The sequence below is a fragment of the Pseudolabrys sp. genome, from assembly GCF_035943735.1.
In the GTDB taxonomy this organism is placed as follows: Bacteria; Pseudomonadota; Alphaproteobacteria; order Rhizobiales; family Xanthobacteraceae; genus Pseudolabrys.
This window is the reverse complement of record NZ_DASZBV010000027.1, coordinates 52,075-69,972: the sequence shown is the minus strand read 5'-3', so window position 1 is coordinate 69,972 and position 17,898 is coordinate 52,075. Positions and strand designations below refer to the sequence as shown.

Here is a 17,898-nt window from a genome sequence, read left to right as displayed (position 1 = left end):
TCGACGACGGCCGACAGCATCAGAATATTCGAGTATTCAGAACCCTGTCGCTTGCGCCAATCCGAACTGAAGCGTTCGCCGCGAACTCCTTGCACGCAACGGTAAGCTCCTCTTCAGTGCGCACGGACTGCTCTTCGTCCAGCCATTGCCGAGAGAAGCTGTAGACGAAGGTGCAACGCGCGTACCGCTTCTGCGAGTAGCGCATCAATCTGGCTTCGAGTGGCACATCCTGAGCCAGCGCCTCAAGCGCAAGGATGTAGCCGTCTTCCGCCGCCATCGCGGCACCCTGCGTGAGGTGCGGAGGAACCACATGCGCGGCATCGCCGCCGATAGCGACGCGCCCGCGATACCAAGGCCAAGGGAGCATCATCGGCTCGATCGGGCTGTAGACGATGTCCGACGCGTCGTTCAGCGATTCGCGGATATCGGTGACGTAGCTGCCATACTGCGCAAGCCTCTCCTGGAAGAGCCGCACATAGTCTTCGCGCGCGAACACTGCGCCTGGCTCTTCCGGGCGGATATGGAACAGATACATCAGATTGTCGCTGAGCGGCATCGCGCCGGTCTTGCTTCCGACGCCCTGCAGAAATTCCATACCTTTGACATCGGGGTGACGCGGCACCTGCACGCGCCATGCACCGTAACCGGACGGACGCGGTAAGAACGCGGAGCCGACCAGATGTTGCCGTGTGGTCGAGCGGATGCCGTCGAAGCCCGCGACCAGATCGAAGTTGTCTGAACTGCCGTCGGAAAACGTCACCGCGACCTTGTCCGGGCCTTCATCGAATTTATCGACCGACAGACCGAGGCGCACGGTCGTACCGGCGCCCTCCGCCGCGGCCAGCAGGATGTCGTGCAGGCGCCGGCGCGACAGCGCGCAGACCGCGGGCACCCGCTCGTCGCCGAGCAGGAACTTGTGATCGACGAGCAGCACACGCTGTCTGTCGAAGATATACATGTGATCGTAGATGAAGCCGCTAGCCAGAATCTGCGGTAGGACGCCGATCGCGTCATAGACGCGCAGTGCGTTGGCCGGCTGGCCGAGACCGACGCCCGGAACATCGAAGGCCGGGCGTTTCTCGATGAGCACGACGTCGACGCCCCGTTGCCCGAATGCCGTCGCCGCGGTCAGGCCGCCGACACCGCCTCCTACGACCAGAACGCGCTTGATATCAGCCATCTGCCATTACTGTCTTTGCATACCCCGCAGTCCCCGCCGGCAACCGGCGAAATGCTAGGCTTTGTTCAGCGCAAACTCGGTCTGCTCGACCAGGGCGAACGCCGATCGCGCATCGGCCGGCAATTTGGCGGACGCGCGCAGGTAGCGCTTGCACGCAAGCACGACGCGGCGATCGCGGCCGCGCAAAACGTCGACGAACCTATCGACCGCGTTATTGAGAGTGGCGGCGGACACGGCCTGCGACAGCAAGCCGATGCGGACAGCCTCCTGCGCGCTCAACTGACGCCCACTCAGCACCATCTCCAGAGCATGTTTCGGCGCGAGGTGATCGGCCATCGCTTCCATGATGAACATCGGCGGAATGCCGTGCTCCACCTCGTCCAGCCGGAATTGCGCGTCCTCCGACGCGAAGGCGATATCGGATCGCATGACCAGCCCCACGCCGAATCCGAACGCGCGTCCGCGCACCTTGCTGATGAGAATGCCCGGAAAGGCCGCCATTGCCGCATTGGCCGCGCTGATCTGACGGAAGGCGTCGAATGGCGATGCGGTCTTCGGCTCGTGCCGATCGCGGCCGATCGTGAAGTCGGCGCCCTCGCCGCGGATGATGACGACGTCGGCGCTCTGCGCCGCCTCGCGCATGATCTGCCCCAGTTGACGCGCCATCTCACCGGTGAAAGCGTTGCCGGCACCCGGCCGGTTGATGACGATCTCGGCGACGCGACCGTCGGCATTGAATTGCAGCATCCTTGATCTCCCGTTCAACACTTAGCTTACGTGATTGACAGATTGTCTGACAATAGACAGAATGAAAAAAGCTGATTGCCAGGGACAAGCGGTCGTGCGCATCACCATTCGTCGCAGCTTCGCCATCGTGGAAGAACGCAATGAAGAAGCCGGCCGGCCGGCCGAGCGGCCGTTGCGGCGCGTCGCCGCCGTCGCGATCGTCGAGAACCCCTATGCGGGGCGATACGTCGACGATCTGAAGCCGATGATCGACGGCAGCGTGCAACTTGGTCACGAGATCGCGGCGCTGGCGCTCGGCGCCTTCGGACAGCACGAGGTCCAGAGCTACGGCAAGGGCGGCATTGTCGGCCTGAACGGCGAGCAGGAGCACGCCAACGCGCTGCTCACGACCGTCTTCGCCAACCCGATCCGTGACGCGATTGGCGGCGGCGATGCCTGGATTTCGTCCTTTACGAAGAAGGGCGGCCCCGGCACTCTCATCGATATCCCGATGAACCACAAAGACGACGTTTACGTACGTTCGCATTACGATGGCATGACCGTGATGCTGCCGGATGCACCGATGCCGGACGAAGTGGCCGTCATCTTCTGCATTGCCAACGGGGGGCGCTTGAATTCCCGGGTCGGCGGCTTGACTCACGATGAAGTCGTCGCACGCAAGGGCAACAAGCGGTCGTAGTGGAATGAAGGTCGCGATCTTCAATCTCGGCAAGATTCTGACGGGCGATCTCGCCGCGCCCACTGCCGTCGGCGACACGATCATCCTCACCGCTGGCAAGATCGAATCCGTCGGAACCGGCGGCAGCGACGGTGAGTACGATGTGGAGATCGACGCGGGCGGCATGACGGCGATGCCTGGCCTGATCGATTCCCACGTCCACATCACGTTCGGCGACTACACCCCGCGGCAGAAGACCGTCGGCTTCCTCGAAAGCTACATCCATGGCGGCGTCACGACCTGCATCAGCGCGTCGGAAGTGCATGTGCCAGGCCGACCTCGCGACCCGGCCGGTGTCAAGGCCCTGGCCATCGCCGCCCGCAAGAGCTTCGATACCTATCGTCCCGGCGGCATGCGCGTGCATGCCGGGTCGGTCATCCTCGAGCCCGGCCTCGTCGAGGCGGATTTCGCCGAGATGCAGAAACAAGGGGTCTGGCTGGCCAAGGCCGGATTCGGCAACTTCGCCACGCCCTATGAATACGCCCCCTATGTCGCGATGGCGCGGAAGGCGGGCATGGTGTCGATGGTGCACACCGGCGGCTCTTCGATTCCCGGCTCGTCGGGCATATGGGCCGATCATCTGGTCAAGATCCAGCCCGACGTTTCGTATCACGTGAACGGCGGGCCGATCGCGATGCCGGACGACGATTTTCCGCGCCTCGTCAACGAGACGAAAGTGGCCATGCAGGTTTGTACGGCCGGAAACCTGCGCACGACGTTGCTGGTGGCGAAGCTGCTCGCCGAGGCAGACCAGAACGAGCGGCTTCTGATCGCCACCGACACGCCGACCGGCAGCGGCATCATGCCGCTCGGCATGCTCTATACGATGAGCCATCTGGTGTCGCTCGGTGGCGTAGCGCCCGAACTGGCCGTCGCAATGGCGACCGGCAACAACGCCAGAGTCTACCGGCTCAACAGCGGCGTCATCGCGGCCGGCCGCGACGCCGACATCGTACTGGTCGACGCCTGCCTCGGCGGCTCACAGAGCGACGCGCTCTCGGCGCTGAACAACGGCGACATCATGGGTGTCGGCGCGGTGATCACCGATGGCATTCCGCGCTTCGTCGGCCGTAGCCGCAATACTCCGGAGACGACGCGGCGGGTGAAGGTCGCACGCTGCAGGATCCCGCAAACCTTCGCCGCTGAACACTGATGCGTCCCTTTACGCAGGCCCTCCGTCGCCGCGGCGTGTATACGAAACTGGAAATATAAACCGGCTGCCGTGGACAAACCGGCGCGCCGTCGTCACCCTCATCGCCTTCAGATGCACCAGTTCCATTGCCGAAGTACGAGCTGCGACCGGCGTCGCAATGGACGCCTTGCTTAGCGACGCCCGGATCAACTAAACATAGTGTCGCTCGATGGGAGCCGACGCGAGATAGCCGCGGCGCGCTCCGGGCTACTCGAGCAGCAGGCACAGATTCTCGCGACCTCAGGGAAGACCACCTCACGTGTCCGCCGCCGTGTCACAGATCGACCTGCGCGTTTCCCCCAAAACGGTTCAGCGCCAGGCCGCCGACAAATTGCGGTCCGCGATCGTTGCCGGCATGTTCAAGCCCGGAGACAGGCTGGTCGAGGCTGATCTGTGCACGCTGCTCGGCGTCAGCCGCCCTTCGGTGCGTGAAGCGCTCCGGAGCCTCGAGGCTGAAAAGCTGGTCGCCCTGACCCCCAATCGCGGCTTTTTCGTCCCCACCCTGTCATGGAACGAGGCCGAAGAGATCTACAAGGTGCGCGCCCTCCTCGAGTCGGAGGCGGCCGCCCTTTTTACGACACGCGCCGCATCCGCGGACTTGAAGACGATGCGCGCCGCTCTGTCCGAGTTTCGCGGTAGCATCAAATCCGACGACCGCATCCTCCAGGTCACGTCGACCCGCCAGTTCTACGAGCCGATCCTGTCAAGGTGCGGAAACCGCATCATCCAGGAGATCCTGCATGGGCTGATGGCGCGAATCACATTCCTGCGCGCGCGCTCCATGTCGCGAGCCGGACGTGCCAAGTTCAGCCTGCGTGAGATGACCAAAATTTTCGATGCCATCAAAAGCGGCGACGCCGAAAAGGCGCGCGCCGCCGCACGCGAGCACGTCGAGAACGCGTGCGCGGCGGCGCGGCTCGCCTACGACGAAATTGAGTAGCCGCCGTTACCGCTCGCTGTTGTGGCCGACCGTTTCCAGGTAGGCCAGAACGTCATCCAACCCCATGACATCGGCATACTTGGCGTCGAGGTCGAACAGGCTCTGATCGTGCGCTGCCTGCGAGCGATCGCCAACGGCCTCGCGCACCACGACCGGGCGGAACCCGGACTGGCAGGAGTCGACCGCAGTCGCGCGGACGCAGCCGCTGGTCGTGCAGCCGGTAATGATCAATGTGTCTATCCGCCTGGACGTTAGGCGCGACCCGAAATCGGTGCCGAAGAAGCACGACGCGTACTTCTTGTGCATGAGGGCGTCGCCGGCCCGCACATCAAGGCGGTCGTCGATTTCCGCGTTTTCCGTGCCGGCGCGCAAGGTCGCCAGGCCGCCGATCTTGTTGATCCAGATGCCGGCGTCCTTGAATTCCGGATCGTCGTAGACGCAGGCGGTGTAGATCACCGGGATGCCGCGCCGGTGCGCGACCTCCACGAGAGGCACAATGGCCGCGATCTCGTCATCGAGATTGGAGCCGAGCGCCTGGTCGGGCTTGGTGAACCCCTTCTGCATGTCGATGACCACGAGCGCCGGATTTTCACCGAACCCGATCCGCCTGTTGAAGCCACGCTCCTTGAAGAGCTTCTCATCGTCCGTTGTTGCAGTCATTGGCTCGCTCCCTTTTCAACCTTCGTACCAATGCAGGACCTTCCGGCGCAGCCGCAGCAGCTCGACGTCGAACAGATAGCCGCAAATGAGCATTACCAGAAGGTAGGCATAGACGGTCGCACTCTCGAAATAGCGCTGCGCCATGATGAGGGCTCCGCCCAGTCCGCCGCCGGCGACCATCTCCGCCGTGAACGTCGTCAGCAGCGCCGTCGGCACGGCGACGCGGAGCCCGCTCATCAAGGACGGCAAAGCCGCGCGCAGAACGATCCGCCACAGCAAGGTCGCCTCCGAGGAGCCCATCGCCCTCGCCGCCCAGATCTGATTGAGCGCAACGGTGCGCGCGCCGGCCACCGCCGACAGCATGAATGGAAACACTGTGGTCAGTGCGACCAGCATGATCTTGGACAAATTGTCGATGCCAAACCACAACGTGAACACCGGTATCAGCGCCAGCTTCGGGGCCGGACTGCCGAAGGCCACGAGCGGATCGACGAACCAGGCGACGAACCGGTTGCGCACCACCAAGAATCCGATCGGGATTCCGACCGCCGCCGCCAGAACGAGACCGGCGGCGCTGCGGTAGAGGCTCGTCAGCAGCGGCGGCCACAGTTCGCCATCCGTTGCGGTGACATAGAGCCGCTCCAGCACGACCGAGACGGGCGGAAGAAACAGGGGCCGCACCAGCCCCGCTCTCGCCACCAGCTCCCATACCACGAGCAGCAGAAGCAGCGGATAGACAGCGCGGACGCCGTCCCAGATCCTCAAGGCAATCGTCTCTGCAGCCTTACGCATGGCGTTCCGCCGGCTCCTGCCAGCGCAGGATGTGGTCAGTGAAAATAACGAAGGCGCGGTCGGCGAGATAGGCGGCGACCACGATGGTGATGACCGCCGCGAACATGTAGTTGTAGGAGCCGCTGTCGCCGAAAAAGAACATCAGCTTGCCGATGCCGTGGTTCGAGACGATCATTTCGGCGGCGATGGTCACGATGAACGCGAAGCCGAGCGCAATGCGGATTCCGGTGAAGATCGCGGGCAAGGCGGCCGGAAGGATGATTCGCGTCAGCGTCTTCCAGCGCGGCGTTCCGAAGGCGGCGGCGCTCCAGAGGAAGAGACGCGGCACGCCATGCACGCCGTGATAGGTGTAGATCACGATCGGCAGCAGCGTCGTAAGCACGGTCGCCAGTATGTTGGTCAGACCGCCGACGCCGAACCAGAGCACGAACAGGGGCACGAGCGCCGACTTCGGCAAGGAATATGTCGCCTTGATGATCGGGCCGAAGAAGCCGTCGGCGCGCGGCGACAGGGCCATGGCGGCGCCGAGCGGAACGCCGATCAGGATGCCGAAGAGCAGACCCAGCGCGGCCGTTATCAGCGACGTCGCAAGGTCGACCCAGAGGGTTGTTTCGCCGGCAAGATCGCGAAACGCGGCCCAGATCGCGCCAAGTCCCGGCAGGAATGCGGGGTCGGTGATCCCCAGCATCGTGATCGCTTGCCAGAGCGCGAGGCAGATCAGAAACGGTCCTGCCTTTGACAGGATGCGAATGCCGCGGCTGGCTGTACCCGCCGCGCTCACGGCGCATCTCCGCCGGGGACGAGCACCTCATGCCTCACCGCCAGCCAGACCTGATTGTGCAACTCGGTATAGGCCGACGAGAGCACGATCGACTCACGCGTACCCGTGCGGTCCAGGGTGATCGGGAACTCGCGCACAATACGTCCCGGCCGCCGCGACATCACGCAGACGCGCGTCGACAGGTACACGGCTTCACTGACGTCGTGGGTGACCATCAGGATCGTCTTGCCGGTCGAGCCCCACAACCGCAACAGCTCGTCCTGCATGATCTCGCGGGTCTGCGAATCGAGCGCGCCGAACGGCTCATCGAGCAGCAGGATGTCCGGCCCATAGGCGAACGTGCGCGCCAGCGCGACGCGTTGCTTCATTCCGCCCGACAGCTCGCGCGGATAGCGCGTTTCGAACCCCTTCAAGCCGATGAGGTCGATGTAACGGCCGACAGTATCCCGCTCTTCCGCCCGCGAGCAGCCCTTCATTTGCAGACCGTAGGCGATGTTGTCGTAGACCGTCAGCCATGGAAAAAGGGCATAGTCCTGAAAGACGATGCCGCGGTCGATGCCCGGCTTCGTGATCGGCTTCCCGTCGGCGAGCAATCGGCCACTTGTCGGGTGTACGAAGCCGCCGATCATGTAGAGCAGCGTACTCTTGCCGCAGCCAGAAGGACCGACGAGGGAGACGAACTCCCCCGCGCCGATCTTCAGGTCGATGTTGTCGACCGCCGAGATGCTATCGAAGCTTTTAGACAGCGACTCGACGGCAATCTTGCTGGCGCTCACGCCTTGCATGGATGGGGCAAGAACGACGTATTGATGTATTTGCCCATATCGACCGGCTTCGCGAGGAAGCCCTCCTTCGCCATGGCGTCGATGGCCGGCTGCAGTTTGCCGGCGTCGATGCATCCGCTGCGTTCGCGATAGTAGTCCTTGTCCGTCAGAAAATAGGTTCCGAGGATGTTGGCGGGCGATTTGGTAAACGCCGCCGTCGCCTCGATTGCCTTGGTGCGGTTCGCTGGCGTGTAGAGCCACTCCAGCATGCCGACATAGTCCGCGCACCAGGCCTTCACCAAGTCGGGATGCTGCTTGATGAACTCGTTGCGCGCCGCCATGAACACGACCGAGAAGGTCGGGAAGGCATCGGCGCCGGTGAACAGCGTCCGCAAGCCACCCTTGGCGACTTCGACGGCCATGAACGGCAGCACCATGACCGCACAATCGACGCGCTTCTCGCGCAGGGCCGGCCCCATGTTCGGGAACGTCACCTCGACGATCTCGACATCCTTCTTGGGATCGAGCCCGTTCTTCTTGAGGACGACGCGCAGCTCGAGGTCCACCGCTGAACTGAATGCATTGATGGCGATTTTCTTGCCCTTCAGGTCCTTGACCGTCTTCGGCCCGCCGTTATCCAGCACGAAGAACGTATTGGAGGCGTAACCCTTGCGGCCGTCCTGAAACACGTCGGCAATGATCGACATGCCGCCGGGAACGGCGTCTTTCAGAACCGAGGCAGCGAAGATGGGGAACGAAAGGCAGGCAAGATCGACCCGTCCTGCCGCCATCAACGCAGCCGCCTCCGGCGTGCCGCGCGTGAACGTCGCCTGCAGCTCGTACACCTTGCCGTAGTTCTTCAGAACGTTCTTCTGGAAGAACTCCGTCGTCATCAAGGTTTCGATCTCGTTCGGCGCCACCGCGCCGCCATTGGCGAAGCGGATCGTTGCGGGCGCCGCCCGCAGAATAGCGGGAGAAAAAACGGTCGCCGCAGCGGCGAGTGCGCCGCCGGCCTTGAGTGCACTGCGGCGGGTGAGCCCGCCCTTCGCATCGGTAGAACGGGACATCGAAGTAACCCCTCTCGACTGGACACCAATCTAGATGACATTAAGATTGTCTGACGATCTGGTCAATTCGCGTGCGTGGCACTTTTTTGAGCGCAGACCGCCGCCGCGTTAGGCGGCCACCGCGCGGTGTCCGGCACACAACATCTGGAGAGCCTGTTCGTGCCGATCAAACGCTTGCAGCCATCCGCTTTGTTTCAACGCGCACTTAACGGGCGCGTGCTTTACAGCCATGTCGTCGTCGCCGAAGGACAATCGCTGATCTTTGTCTCGGGACAACTGGCCCGCGATGGCTCGGGCAACATTGTCGGCCCGCGCGATATGCGGCGGCAAATCCAGCAGGTCGGAGAGAACCTTCGCGCGGCGCTCGAAGCGGCGGGCGCCGGCCTCGCCGATCTCGTGAAAACGACGACGTTCGTCACCGACATCGACGAGTTCTTTCGCCATGTCGACATTCGCCACGATATTCTCGGCGTATCCTTGCCGGCGAGCACGACCGTCGAGGTACGACGCCTGTCGCACCCCGATCTGATGGTGGAAATCGAAGCGATCGCCATGCGGACCTAGCCTGCGGCCGCTTCCGGCTGGCAGGCTTAAATCGGCGATCGACACCGCGACGGCATGCGCCAGTTGCGGCAGTAGCGGTCCCTGGACCGCGAAATCCCCTGGCGGACGGCAGTTTTCGCAACTGAAGCGATGGCCGGCAGATGCGCCGCTGCCCGCGCGCGCGACCGATATTTCTTATTCGGGGCGCAGACACCGTCCCCACTTCTGTTCGGTGGCCGCAAGCTCCTCGGGCGAAAGAGCCGAAGCATGCGGAAATTGCGATTTCCACGCGAACGGCACGCAAGCATTGATAATCATCTTGGAGTGCGAGGTGACGCCTCGCTGCTTCATGTCCGGTGGGATTCGCGGATCGAGGGCCGAGCTCCAGGCGTCGCGCACGATATCCACCGATTCCGAAGGTTCCGAGCGCGTCGTAATCGCCCACATCACGTCCGCCAGGTTCGATGGGTCGACGTCCTCGTCGACCACGACGACGAGCCGTCCCATATAGCTGTTAGCGGCGGCGATCAGAGCCGCGCGCTTGGCATGGCCGTCGTACCGCTGCCGCAGGGCGATGACGGTCATCAATTGCGACACATGCTGCCAAGCCCCCACCACATCGGTGACGCCGGCCATCTCAAGGTTGCTCCAGATGCTTGCGGCGCGGAAAGGTAGGCCGAAATGAAAGCGTGGCGGCTTCATCGGCGGTGAACCGAGCAAAATCGGGTCGTTGCGGTAGTGCACGCCCGTGACGTCCATGACCGGCGCCGGCCGCGCGTCATTGGCGTAGTAACCCGTGAATTCGCCGAAAGGACCTTCGGGCAACGATTGGTCATCGAACGGGAGCAGCATGCCTTCGAGGATGATTTCGGCCCGGGCCGGGAGCGGCAGTCCTGTGATCGGCCCGTCGCACACCTCGACGGGCCGCTGCTTTATCCCGCCGGCGAACGAATATTCCGAAGCCCCTTCGGGCAGATACTCGAATCCAGAGATGAACAGTGCGGGATCCTCGCCATTGACCACGGCCACCGGGCAAGCCCGTCCTTTGCTCCAATATTTTCTGGCGATGATGGCGCCGTGGCGGCCCATATGGTCGAACTGGATCGTCACGCGATTGCGAGCGTGCACCTGCGCGCGGTAGATCGACGCATTGACCCATCCCGTTTCCGGATCGCGCATCACGACAAGGCTGCCGGAGCCGATGTAAGGCCCGCCGTCCTTGCGATGCCAGTGCGGCACCGGAAATCTCCCCAAGTCCACCGCTTCGCCACGGTCACTGTTTTCCAGAAAAGCCGCGCGCGTGACGGATACCGGATCCAATGGCTTCAACGTGCCGCGCCGTTGCATCCACGCCTTCAAGGCCTCAAGCGGGCGCAAATTCGGGTCGATGCCGAGCGCAAGCGAGGCGCGCTGCACGTTGGTCGTCGCGTTTGTGAAGATTCGGAAGCCGGGGGCGAAGCCCTTGAAGTTGTCGAACAAAAGGGCTGGACAGTCGGCCGTGCCGGCGGCCAGTTCGGTTACTGCGCCGACTTCAAGGTACGGATCGGCTGCGTCGATTTTCCGGAGAGCGCCTAGCTTCTCTACCTGCGCCACATATTCGCGGAGATCGTCATACCCAGGCCGTTCGCTCATTAGCCCTCCTGCAGACCCATCTCCCCGGCGGAAGCAGATGCCCGCTTAGGCATCGAGAGGCGGCAAATTCAACGCTCTATCGACCATCGCCGTTGCACGGTTGAAATCGTACATGCGAAACATGTTCATCTTCACCACATAGGCGGCGCCGCCGTAGAATTTTTCGTACTGCTGGTGACGATTGCCGAATTCAGTCCCGATGAAATCCCAGGCCAGACGCATCAAGGCAACGCGCTCCCGCGCCGTCATGGAACCCGATACGTAATAGCGCTCGATATCCCTGGCGATCTCCGGATTATCGAAATCCTTCGACGACGACGGGACCGTGATCATTCCAGCGCCGGTCAATTCACGAACGATGTCGATCATGTGCGGATTGATCTTCGACTGCAACGCCATCACGGAATAAAGCGCCGTGCGCGAAGGCCACAGAACTCCGTCCTTGTCGATCTCGGCGGCCGTCTCGTGCGAGTAGAGCATATGCTCGACGATCGAGGCGTAGGACGCCAGCTCGCCCATCTCCACTTGGACCGGCGGCACCTTGTCGTTGCCGGTCGCCTCGTTCATGCGCTTCGCGAGGCCGAGCAGGAAACGAAGCTTGGTCGCGTAGCGAGCCTGCGCCTGGTGGTTGCCGTAGAGATGCGCCGGCGTCTTCCACCATTGGCCGAAGCAGAGATCGACGTTGCGATAAATGAACACGCGCTCCCAAGGCACGAACACGTTGTCGAACACGACGAAGCAGTCGGTTTCGTCGAAACGGGACGTGAGCGGGTAGTCCTCGGCGTTCGTCGCCTGCAGCGGGAAGGCCCGCCGCGAGAAGAGTTTTACGCCTTCCGCGTCGACTGGAACGGCCAAGCTCAGAGCGTAATTTTCATCGCCGGGCTGCAGCGGATGAATGCTGCTCAGATGAATGTAATCGCAATACACGGCACCCGTCGCCAACTGTTGGCCGCCTGAAACGTAGATTCCGGCGTCCGTCTCCTTGACCACCCCCGCGTACAGTGTCGGGTCGGCCTGCTTGTGCGCGGGCTTGCTCCTGTCGACCTGCGGCGGAACGATCGCGTAGGTCACATAGCGGTGCTCGTCGCGAAGGTGCTTGTAGAAACTGACGAGGTTCTCGGCATAGCCAGATCCACCGGCGGCAAAGAACTCCGGTTTGGCGGCAAAGCCGGCGAAGAAGTTGGAAACGTGATCGGGCGTGCGCCCCATCAACCCAAAGCTCTGCCCGGCCCACGCCTCGGCTGCCAGGCGTTTGGCGCGCAGATCGTCGTGAGACCCGGGTATCTGGTAGCAGCGCCAGACGGGGCCACCCGTATCCGGCGAAGTGAAGGTCATCAGGTCGCGGTTTTCCGGCGCAGCCGCAAAGTCGAACAGCCCGGCCACACTTTTTGCGCCTCCGGAAAATGCCGGATGCCCCGTCGGGTCCGTCACCTTCTCCCCGTCGACGAAGATCGCGCGCGGGCGGGCCTTCAGCTCGGCAAGGAAGTTCTTGCCGGTGCGCAGCGGAATCGCGCCCTTCGCCGTCTCATCGCCCCCCGATTGCATCGTCGCCGTCATGGGTCCGCTCCAGAAGCGCCTCGTCCTGATTTATGTACAGGATGTATATATCGTTGATGGATGTCAAGCAGCCGACCGCGGGGGCCGGTCGGCAGGACAGGTGCCTCAGCACCCTATCCTGCCTCCCGCACATCCGAATGTGCGCCGCCGTCAAGCGACTAAGGCTTCTGATCCACTTTCGATGCAATTTCGTTCCAGCTCAGCACCTGATCGTGGATGAACGACTGGAACGCAGCGGGAGTCGTCGTCGCCACGAAGATGCCGAGCGGCCGAAGCCGCTCTTGAACCTCGGGCTTGTGGAGCGCGCGATTGAGCGCTGCATTCAGCTTGTTGATGATGGCGGCCGGCGTCCCGGCTGGCGCGGCGAGCCCGTACCAGGTGCCTTGCTTGAAACCGGGCAGATCAAGGCCTTTCTCGGCGAAGGTCGGAACGTTCTTCGCCATTTCGAGGCGCTCCTGACCGATCGCCGCGAGCATCTTCAACTTCTTCTCTTTCACCAGGCCGACCGCGCTCTGCGGTCCGACGAATGCGCCGGTGACGCGTCCGCCGAGCAGGTCGGTGACCGCCGGCGTCATGCCGCGGTACGGCACCATCAGCGGGTCAATCTTCGCCGCCGTGGAAAACGACAGCGCCGCCAGATGCGGGGTGCTGCCCGGCCCGGCGGTCGCGAGCGAGACATCGTGCCCGGACTTGCGCGCGTTTGCGATGAAGCTTGCGAGATCGCCGGTCTTGCTATCGGCCGGCACGACCAGAACCAGCGTCGAACGCGTCGTCTGTCCGATCATCTCGAAGTCTTTGAGCGGCTCGAAACCCGTATGACCTTGAAAATGCGACAGCACCGCGAACGACATATCGACCGATACGATCGTGTACCCGTCCGGTTTGGCGTGCGCGACATAACTGAAGGCGATCGCCCCGCCCGCGCCGCCCTTGTTCTCCACCACGACGGTTTGATTGATCTCTTTGGACAAGGCGTCCGCAGCCGTGCGGGCGATGAGATCGACCGGTCCGCCGGCCGCGAACGGCACGACCAAAGTGATGGGACGCGCAGGATAGTCATTCGCACCCTGTGCCTTCGCACCGGGCGGAAGGAGCAGCGCGACCAACAAAAGCAATGATAAAACGAGCGGACGGATAAAGCAGATTCGATCGGCTTTCATATGTTTGGCGCTCCCCGTTCGACACGTGGTCGATCAACCTTGATGTACGGAAGCGCGCACGGTGGGTCATGCGCCGGTTTCCGTCGCAAGCTCACAGAAGAAAAAGCCGATCCAACTCTTCGACGCCCTCATGGTCAGCGGGAGTCTGATACAGATCGTACATATCGTTCAGGGCTTTGCAACTGGCCGCCGTTCGGCGGATATGTCGTCGCATAAAACACGATTGGCGATTTCTTTGGCACAAGGCCATGACGAATGGCCGACAGTCGCATAATTTCACACCCAAGCTGCGATTCGCCTGTGCGAGACAGGCTTACGGAAACCTCGCCGGAGAGCCGGTTCATGGAAAAGAAGAAGCCCAAGCCCTTCGGGGTCTTCAAACCGCCACACACTATCTCCAATCCGGATTTCCTGAATCGCGGCTCCGACGCCGGCTTCCGCGAGACCATCTACGCGTATCTGCAGGGTGCCGGGAGACTATCGGCCTGCCGCGAGGCATTCGGCCGAGCGCTGGGATTGACCGGCAGCCAGTTCGCAGTGCTGATCGGCATCGCGTACAGGCAAGGCCCGAGCGGCGTGACAGTACGCGACCTGTCGAAACATATTGCCCTGGCGCCGACGCACGTCACCACGGAAATCGGCCGGTTGATCGATGGCGGCCTCGTGGTCAAGCGGCCGAACGAATCCGACCGGCGCAGTGTGCTGGTGTCCCTGTCGAAAGTAGGCGAAAAGGCCATCGTCGACATCTCACCGTTCGTTCGAATCATAAACGATCTGCTGTTCGCCGACATTTCGGCGAAAGATCTCGCCATCGTCAGCAAGATCGCCCGCAAACTGGTGATCAATTCCGAGCGCGCGATGATTGAACTGTCCCGACACACTTCCCGGAAAGCGAAGCGCGGCACCAGGTGACGCGGGGAGGGACGCAATACGCTGTGTGACCAGTACTCGCCGGGCAGCGAGCGGCCTTGGACCACGAGGTGAATTCCCGCTAGAGGTAGCGGACAGGCTGCCTATCGGAGATGCAGGCCCGCACAATTCTTGCAAGGAAGTCCTCGGTATGAGTGACAGCGCGTCGACCGTCTTGAGTGAACGCGGCTTTCGCGATGCTCTCGGCTTTTTTGCCACCGGCGTAGCCATCATCACTGCGCAGGTCGGCGACGAGAAGCTAGGCGCCACCGTCAGCTCGTTCAATTCCGTGTCGCTCAACCCGCCGCTGGTCTTGTTCAGCCTAACGCGAACGTCGTTCGGCATCGACAAATGGAAGGCCGCGTCGGCTTTCGCGATCTCCATTCTGGACGAAGAGCAGATATCGATATCCAACCGCTTTGCGCGGGCCGGCGGCAACAAATGGTCCGGGCTCGATGTCCGGCACGCTGGAAACGGGGCGCCCTTGCCTCCCGGTGCGATCGTCCACTTTGAGGGCCGCCCCTATGCCGTCTACGACGGGGGCGATCATGAGATCTTCGTTTGCGAAGTCACCGGCTATCATATCCATCACCTGAAACGGCAACCGCTTGTCTTCTACTCGGGGAAATATCGCCATCTCGATCGCCACGACGCGGATCAAGGGCCGCCGCTTGATAATTCGTGGCTTCACGGTTGGTAGAGTACGGACGCGCTTCGGGCCACTCCGGAGCGCGCCGGCCGCCGAGCCATCTGCGCAATCGTCGGTCGGGGGGAAGCTGTGGTGGCGGAGGCAGTCTCGGTCGAACCAGTCTCCTGGCCGAATTCCCTGGTTCGAGAGACTGTCCGTTACCTCGGGATCGAGGTCGATGACACATTCGCAATCGCCGAGCAGGTGAACGCCTGAAGTGTCTGGACAGAGCGGACCTTCATCGCGCTCACGGCAAACGTGAGACGGATCTCCGCTGCGCATCTATAGCCACAACACGCTCAAAGACACTCTCTGCGTCCTCCTCGGGGGATCCCATGAGCGAACAATAGTAACCGACCAGGCGACGCGCGACGAACCGGCGCGCCTCACGCTCCCGCCGCTTCCGTTTGTCGTCGAACTGGAGGATCTGTTCGTTCATCACTGATCCGTGCCGTCCTCTCCGGCCGCCTGCGTATACGAGACGTGACATCCTCTACATTCGAAAATGTGGAGCTCGGCGCGCCTACAGTCTCGTTCGATGAGGCGCGCGAGCTTCATTGGCTCGCCGCAGGCAGGACAGAGCGGCGGCGGCCTTTGCTGAGATGCCATCGCACGCGGTCCCCTTGCGCAGCTCAACGTGGTGCGCGCCCAAGGGTTGCGAGAAATATCTACTGTCCTATTTCTGCGCCCGCGCGCGAGGCCCCTTCTCCAGCTTGTCAGCGCCAACGGTCTGGGTCGCTATCCAAATCACCGGCAATTTGCAGCGCGGGCACTGCGCCGCCTTCGGTAGCCTCGTTGCCAGGGCAAGTCCCCGAATAGCTTGCGATCACGGTGTATCTCTGGCGTCTCTGAGCCCGATGGAACTTGCCGCTTCAGGGGAAGGGGCGGCGTCGCTTGCCAGCGCCATGCGTTGCCGGGGCGTGCCCGGCCGCGAAGGAAAACCCGAAGGCCAGGCCGAGGGTGCAGCCGCAACGCGGCCGCGTACGGCCCGTCCGCTGACGCCGCGCGCCAGGCGCTTCAGCCGTCGAGCGGGGAACTCCCTTTAACAGGTCCCGGGATTCGATGATCAGTCGCTGGTACCAACGTTCAGCGGAATAAATAACGTAAAATTGGTGCCATTGACCGACACCGGCCGCGTTACCTCCGCCCCTAACTGTTTGGCAAGCGCGTTCACTATGCGTGTGCCAAGACGCCTGCTTGTCGCCGGGTCAAATCCGACCGGCAGGCCGGCGCCCTCGTCGCGAACTGAAACTAATATTGTGCTCTTCTGCATGCGAGCGATACGCACCCAGATCAGACCCTCCGATGAGGTTGGGTACGCATATTTGCCTGCATTTAGAACGAGCTCATTGATGACAAGGGCAACAAGGATGGCGCGATCGGCCGCGAACTGGACTTCTTCAGGTGCTTCCAATTGAATCTTGCACGGAGCAACTGCAGTTTCCAAATCGTCAACGACCTCACGCAGATAGGAGATGAGATCAATATTTTCGTAGTCCGCGTTATAGGCGAGACGTTCGTAGGCGCGGCCGACCGCTGAAATTCTAGTGGAAGCTTCGTTCAGGTGGTCCTTTAACTCTCGGTTGTCAGACGCGTTCATTTGAAGTTGGAGCATGCTTGAGACAACCTGGAGGCTGTTCTTGACGCGATGGTTGACTTCCTTGAGCAAAATCTGGTGGCGGGCAAGCGCGGACTGTAACCTGCGCTGATACTGCTGCTGTTCGATCGCCATCCCGAGGATATTTGCAGCACCTTGCAGGAACGCGATGTCCTTCTCGCTGAATTCGCCTTCGGATCTGCTGTCAACCTCAAGAACCCCAAATGGCGAGCCATCACCCTGCAAAATGACGTTCATCGCACGGCGAATACCATGCTCCATGAGCAACTCCGGAGTACGGAATCGCTGCTCATTCTCCAGGTGATTTGAGATGACCGGCTTACCAGTGTGCAATGCATAGCCGGCAGGCGATGCAGAATCGGCGCCGACGGTGGCGTGCCCGACCACGCCCTCGCCCCAGCCGATACCAGCCCGAACAAGAAGTCGGTTATCGGCCGGAATGTATTCCAGGACTTTGCAGTATTCAGCTTCCAAGCCTTCGGCCGTCACCCTGGCGGTGTGGTTGAGCATTTCAACAAAACTCGTGCCTTGAAGGGCGAGCACACCAAGTTCGGCAAGTAGTTCTTGCTGCCGAATTCGCACACCGAGCGCGCGAGCGCGGTGGCCGTCGGATTGATCACCGTTGGGCGTTTGCTCGACGACCGGCGTTTTTGGATCGGAGAGAGGCTTCACAATACGATCCGCTAGCACAGATTGGCAGACCCAAGATAAAAATATCAATGGAACTCTGAAATTCTTGCCGAAATACGCTCTGCGCCGCAGGTGGCGCTGACCTGCGAGTCTCATGCCTACATCACCTGGATCATGTGGACGACCACCGCAGCCCGCCTAGAGACCGCTCCTCGCAATCACGATTTGATTGGTTTGGCCGGCTTGTTGTTGTGTGGCAGCATTTCGTAGCTATGTGTCGCTTCTCAAGCGATTGCAGCCGGCTCATCGACCGCGATCTA

Annotated in this window: 17 protein-coding genes; 6 read left to right on the top strand and 11 right to left on the bottom strand. The window is 62.0% G+C overall.

All coding sequences use genetic code 11. The annotated features are described in order from the left end of the window. Window positions 1-19: 19 nt before the first annotated feature. The gene (locus tag VGV41_RS20785; RefSeq protein WP_326866042.1) at window positions 20-1,180 is read right to left on the bottom strand and encodes an FAD-dependent monooxygenase; all 1,161 of its coding nucleotides are present in this window, start codon (window positions 1,178-1,180) and stop codon (window positions 20-22) included. A 54-nt stretch (window positions 1,181-1,234) separates the two neighbouring features. Then, window positions 1,235-1,927, bottom strand: a complete 693-nt coding sequence (locus tag VGV41_RS20780) for an enoyl-CoA hydratase/isomerase family protein (protein WP_326866041.1) — start codon at window positions 1,925-1,927, stop codon at window positions 1,235-1,237. Between the two features lie 61 nt (window positions 1,928-1,988). On the opposite strand from VGV41_RS20780, the gene VGV41_RS20775 reads away from it, so the two are divergent. The 3 genes from VGV41_RS20775 (at window position 1,989) to VGV41_RS20765 (ending at window position 4,777) form a co-directional block, all read left to right on the top strand. Next, complete coding sequence (locus VGV41_RS20775) at window positions 1,989-2,606, top strand: amino acid synthesis family protein (RefSeq protein ID WP_326866040.1); 618 nt, start codon at window positions 1,989-1,991, stop codon at window positions 2,604-2,606. A gap of 4 nt (window positions 2,607-2,610) precedes the next feature. Further along, the gene (locus VGV41_RS20770; protein WP_326866039.1) at window positions 2,611-3,798 is read left to right on the top strand and encodes an amidohydrolase family protein; all 1,188 of its coding nucleotides are present in this window, start codon (window positions 2,611-2,613) and stop codon (window positions 3,796-3,798) included. A 298-nt stretch (window positions 3,799-4,096) separates the two neighbouring features. Then, on the top strand, window positions 4,097-4,777 hold the full coding sequence (locus VGV41_RS20765) for a GntR family transcriptional regulator (protein WP_326866038.1): 681 nt from the start codon (window positions 4,097-4,099) through the stop codon (window positions 4,775-4,777). A gap of 6 nt (window positions 4,778-4,783) precedes the next feature. On the opposite strand, the gene VGV41_RS20760 is transcribed toward VGV41_RS20765, so the two are convergent. Genes VGV41_RS20760 through VGV41_RS20740 form a run of 5 tightly spaced genes read right to left on the bottom strand, consistent with a single transcriptional unit; the run spans window position 4,784 to window position 8,841 of the window. Next, window positions 4,784-5,437, bottom strand: coding sequence for an isochorismatase family protein (locus tag VGV41_RS20760; protein WP_326866037.1), 654 nt, complete (start codon window positions 5,435-5,437; stop codon window positions 4,784-4,786). Between the two features lie 15 nt (window positions 5,438-5,452). After that, window positions 5,453-6,229 carry an ABC transporter permease gene (locus VGV41_RS20755; protein ID WP_326866036.1) on the bottom strand — a complete coding sequence of 259 codons (777 nt, stop codon included), beginning with the start codon at window positions 6,227-6,229 and terminating at the stop codon, window positions 5,453-5,455. Then, window positions 6,222-7,010 carry an ABC transporter permease gene (locus VGV41_RS20750; RefSeq protein WP_326866035.1) on the bottom strand — a complete coding sequence of 263 codons (789 nt, stop codon included), beginning with the start codon at window positions 7,008-7,010 and terminating at the stop codon, window positions 6,222-6,224. Before VGV41_RS20750 ends, VGV41_RS20755 begins: the two co-directional genes overlap by 8 nt. After that, a complete protein-coding gene (locus tag VGV41_RS20745) occupies window positions 7,007-7,795 on the bottom strand; it encodes an ABC transporter ATP-binding protein (RefSeq protein WP_414705179.1) in 789 nt (262 codons plus the stop codon). The genes VGV41_RS20750 and VGV41_RS20745 overlap by 4 nt, the downstream gene beginning before the upstream one ends. After that, complete coding sequence (locus tag VGV41_RS20740; protein ID WP_326866033.1) at window positions 7,783-8,841, bottom strand: ABC transporter substrate-binding protein; 1,059 nt, start codon at window positions 8,839-8,841, stop codon at window positions 7,783-7,785. The genes VGV41_RS20745 and VGV41_RS20740 overlap by 13 nt, the downstream gene beginning before the upstream one ends. A 159-nt stretch (window positions 8,842-9,000) precedes the next feature. Here VGV41_RS20740 and VGV41_RS20735 point away from each other — a divergent pair, with 159 nt between their 5' ends. After that, window positions 9,001-9,405, top strand: coding sequence for a RidA family protein (locus tag VGV41_RS20735; RefSeq protein ID WP_326866032.1), 405 nt, complete (start codon window positions 9,001-9,003; stop codon window positions 9,403-9,405). A gap of 174 nt (window positions 9,406-9,579) precedes the next feature. Here VGV41_RS20735 and VGV41_RS20730 read toward each other — a convergent pair whose 3' ends face one another. From VGV41_RS20730 to VGV41_RS20720, 3 genes are all read right to left on the bottom strand, one after another. After that, window positions 9,580-11,016, bottom strand: coding sequence for a UbiD family decarboxylase (locus VGV41_RS20730; RefSeq protein ID WP_326866030.1), 1,437 nt, complete (start codon window positions 11,014-11,016; stop codon window positions 9,580-9,582). A gap of 45 nt (window positions 11,017-11,061) precedes the next feature. Beyond that, window positions 11,062-12,573 (bottom strand): 4-hydroxyphenylacetate 3-hydroxylase family protein, encoded by a 1,512-nt coding sequence (locus VGV41_RS20725; RefSeq protein WP_326866029.1) that lies wholly within the window; start codon window positions 12,571-12,573, stop codon window positions 11,062-11,064. 158 nt (window positions 12,574-12,731) lie between these two features. Next, window positions 12,732-13,733, bottom strand: coding sequence for a tripartite tricarboxylate transporter substrate binding protein (locus tag VGV41_RS20720; protein ID WP_326866028.1), 1,002 nt, complete (start codon window positions 13,731-13,733; stop codon window positions 12,732-12,734). A gap of 342 nt (window positions 13,734-14,075) precedes the next feature. Between VGV41_RS20720 and VGV41_RS20715 the strand changes: the two genes are divergently transcribed. Further along, window positions 14,076-14,645 carry a MarR family winged helix-turn-helix transcriptional regulator gene (locus VGV41_RS20715; RefSeq protein ID WP_326866027.1) on the top strand — a complete coding sequence of 190 codons (570 nt, stop codon included), beginning with the start codon at window positions 14,076-14,078 and terminating at the stop codon, window positions 14,643-14,645. A 148-nt stretch (window positions 14,646-14,793) separates the two neighbouring features. Further along, window positions 14,794-15,342: a flavin reductase family protein gene (locus VGV41_RS20710; protein WP_326866026.1), complete on the top strand. Its 549-nt coding sequence runs from the start codon at window positions 14,794-14,796 to the stop codon at window positions 15,340-15,342. Window positions 15,343-16,396: 1,054 nt separating this feature from the next. Here VGV41_RS20710 and VGV41_RS20705 read toward each other — a convergent pair. Further along, window positions 16,397-17,734, bottom strand: coding sequence for a sensor histidine kinase (locus VGV41_RS20705; RefSeq protein WP_326866025.1), 1,338 nt, complete (start codon window positions 17,732-17,734; stop codon window positions 16,397-16,399). Between the last annotated feature and the right edge of the window lie 164 nt (window positions 17,735-17,898).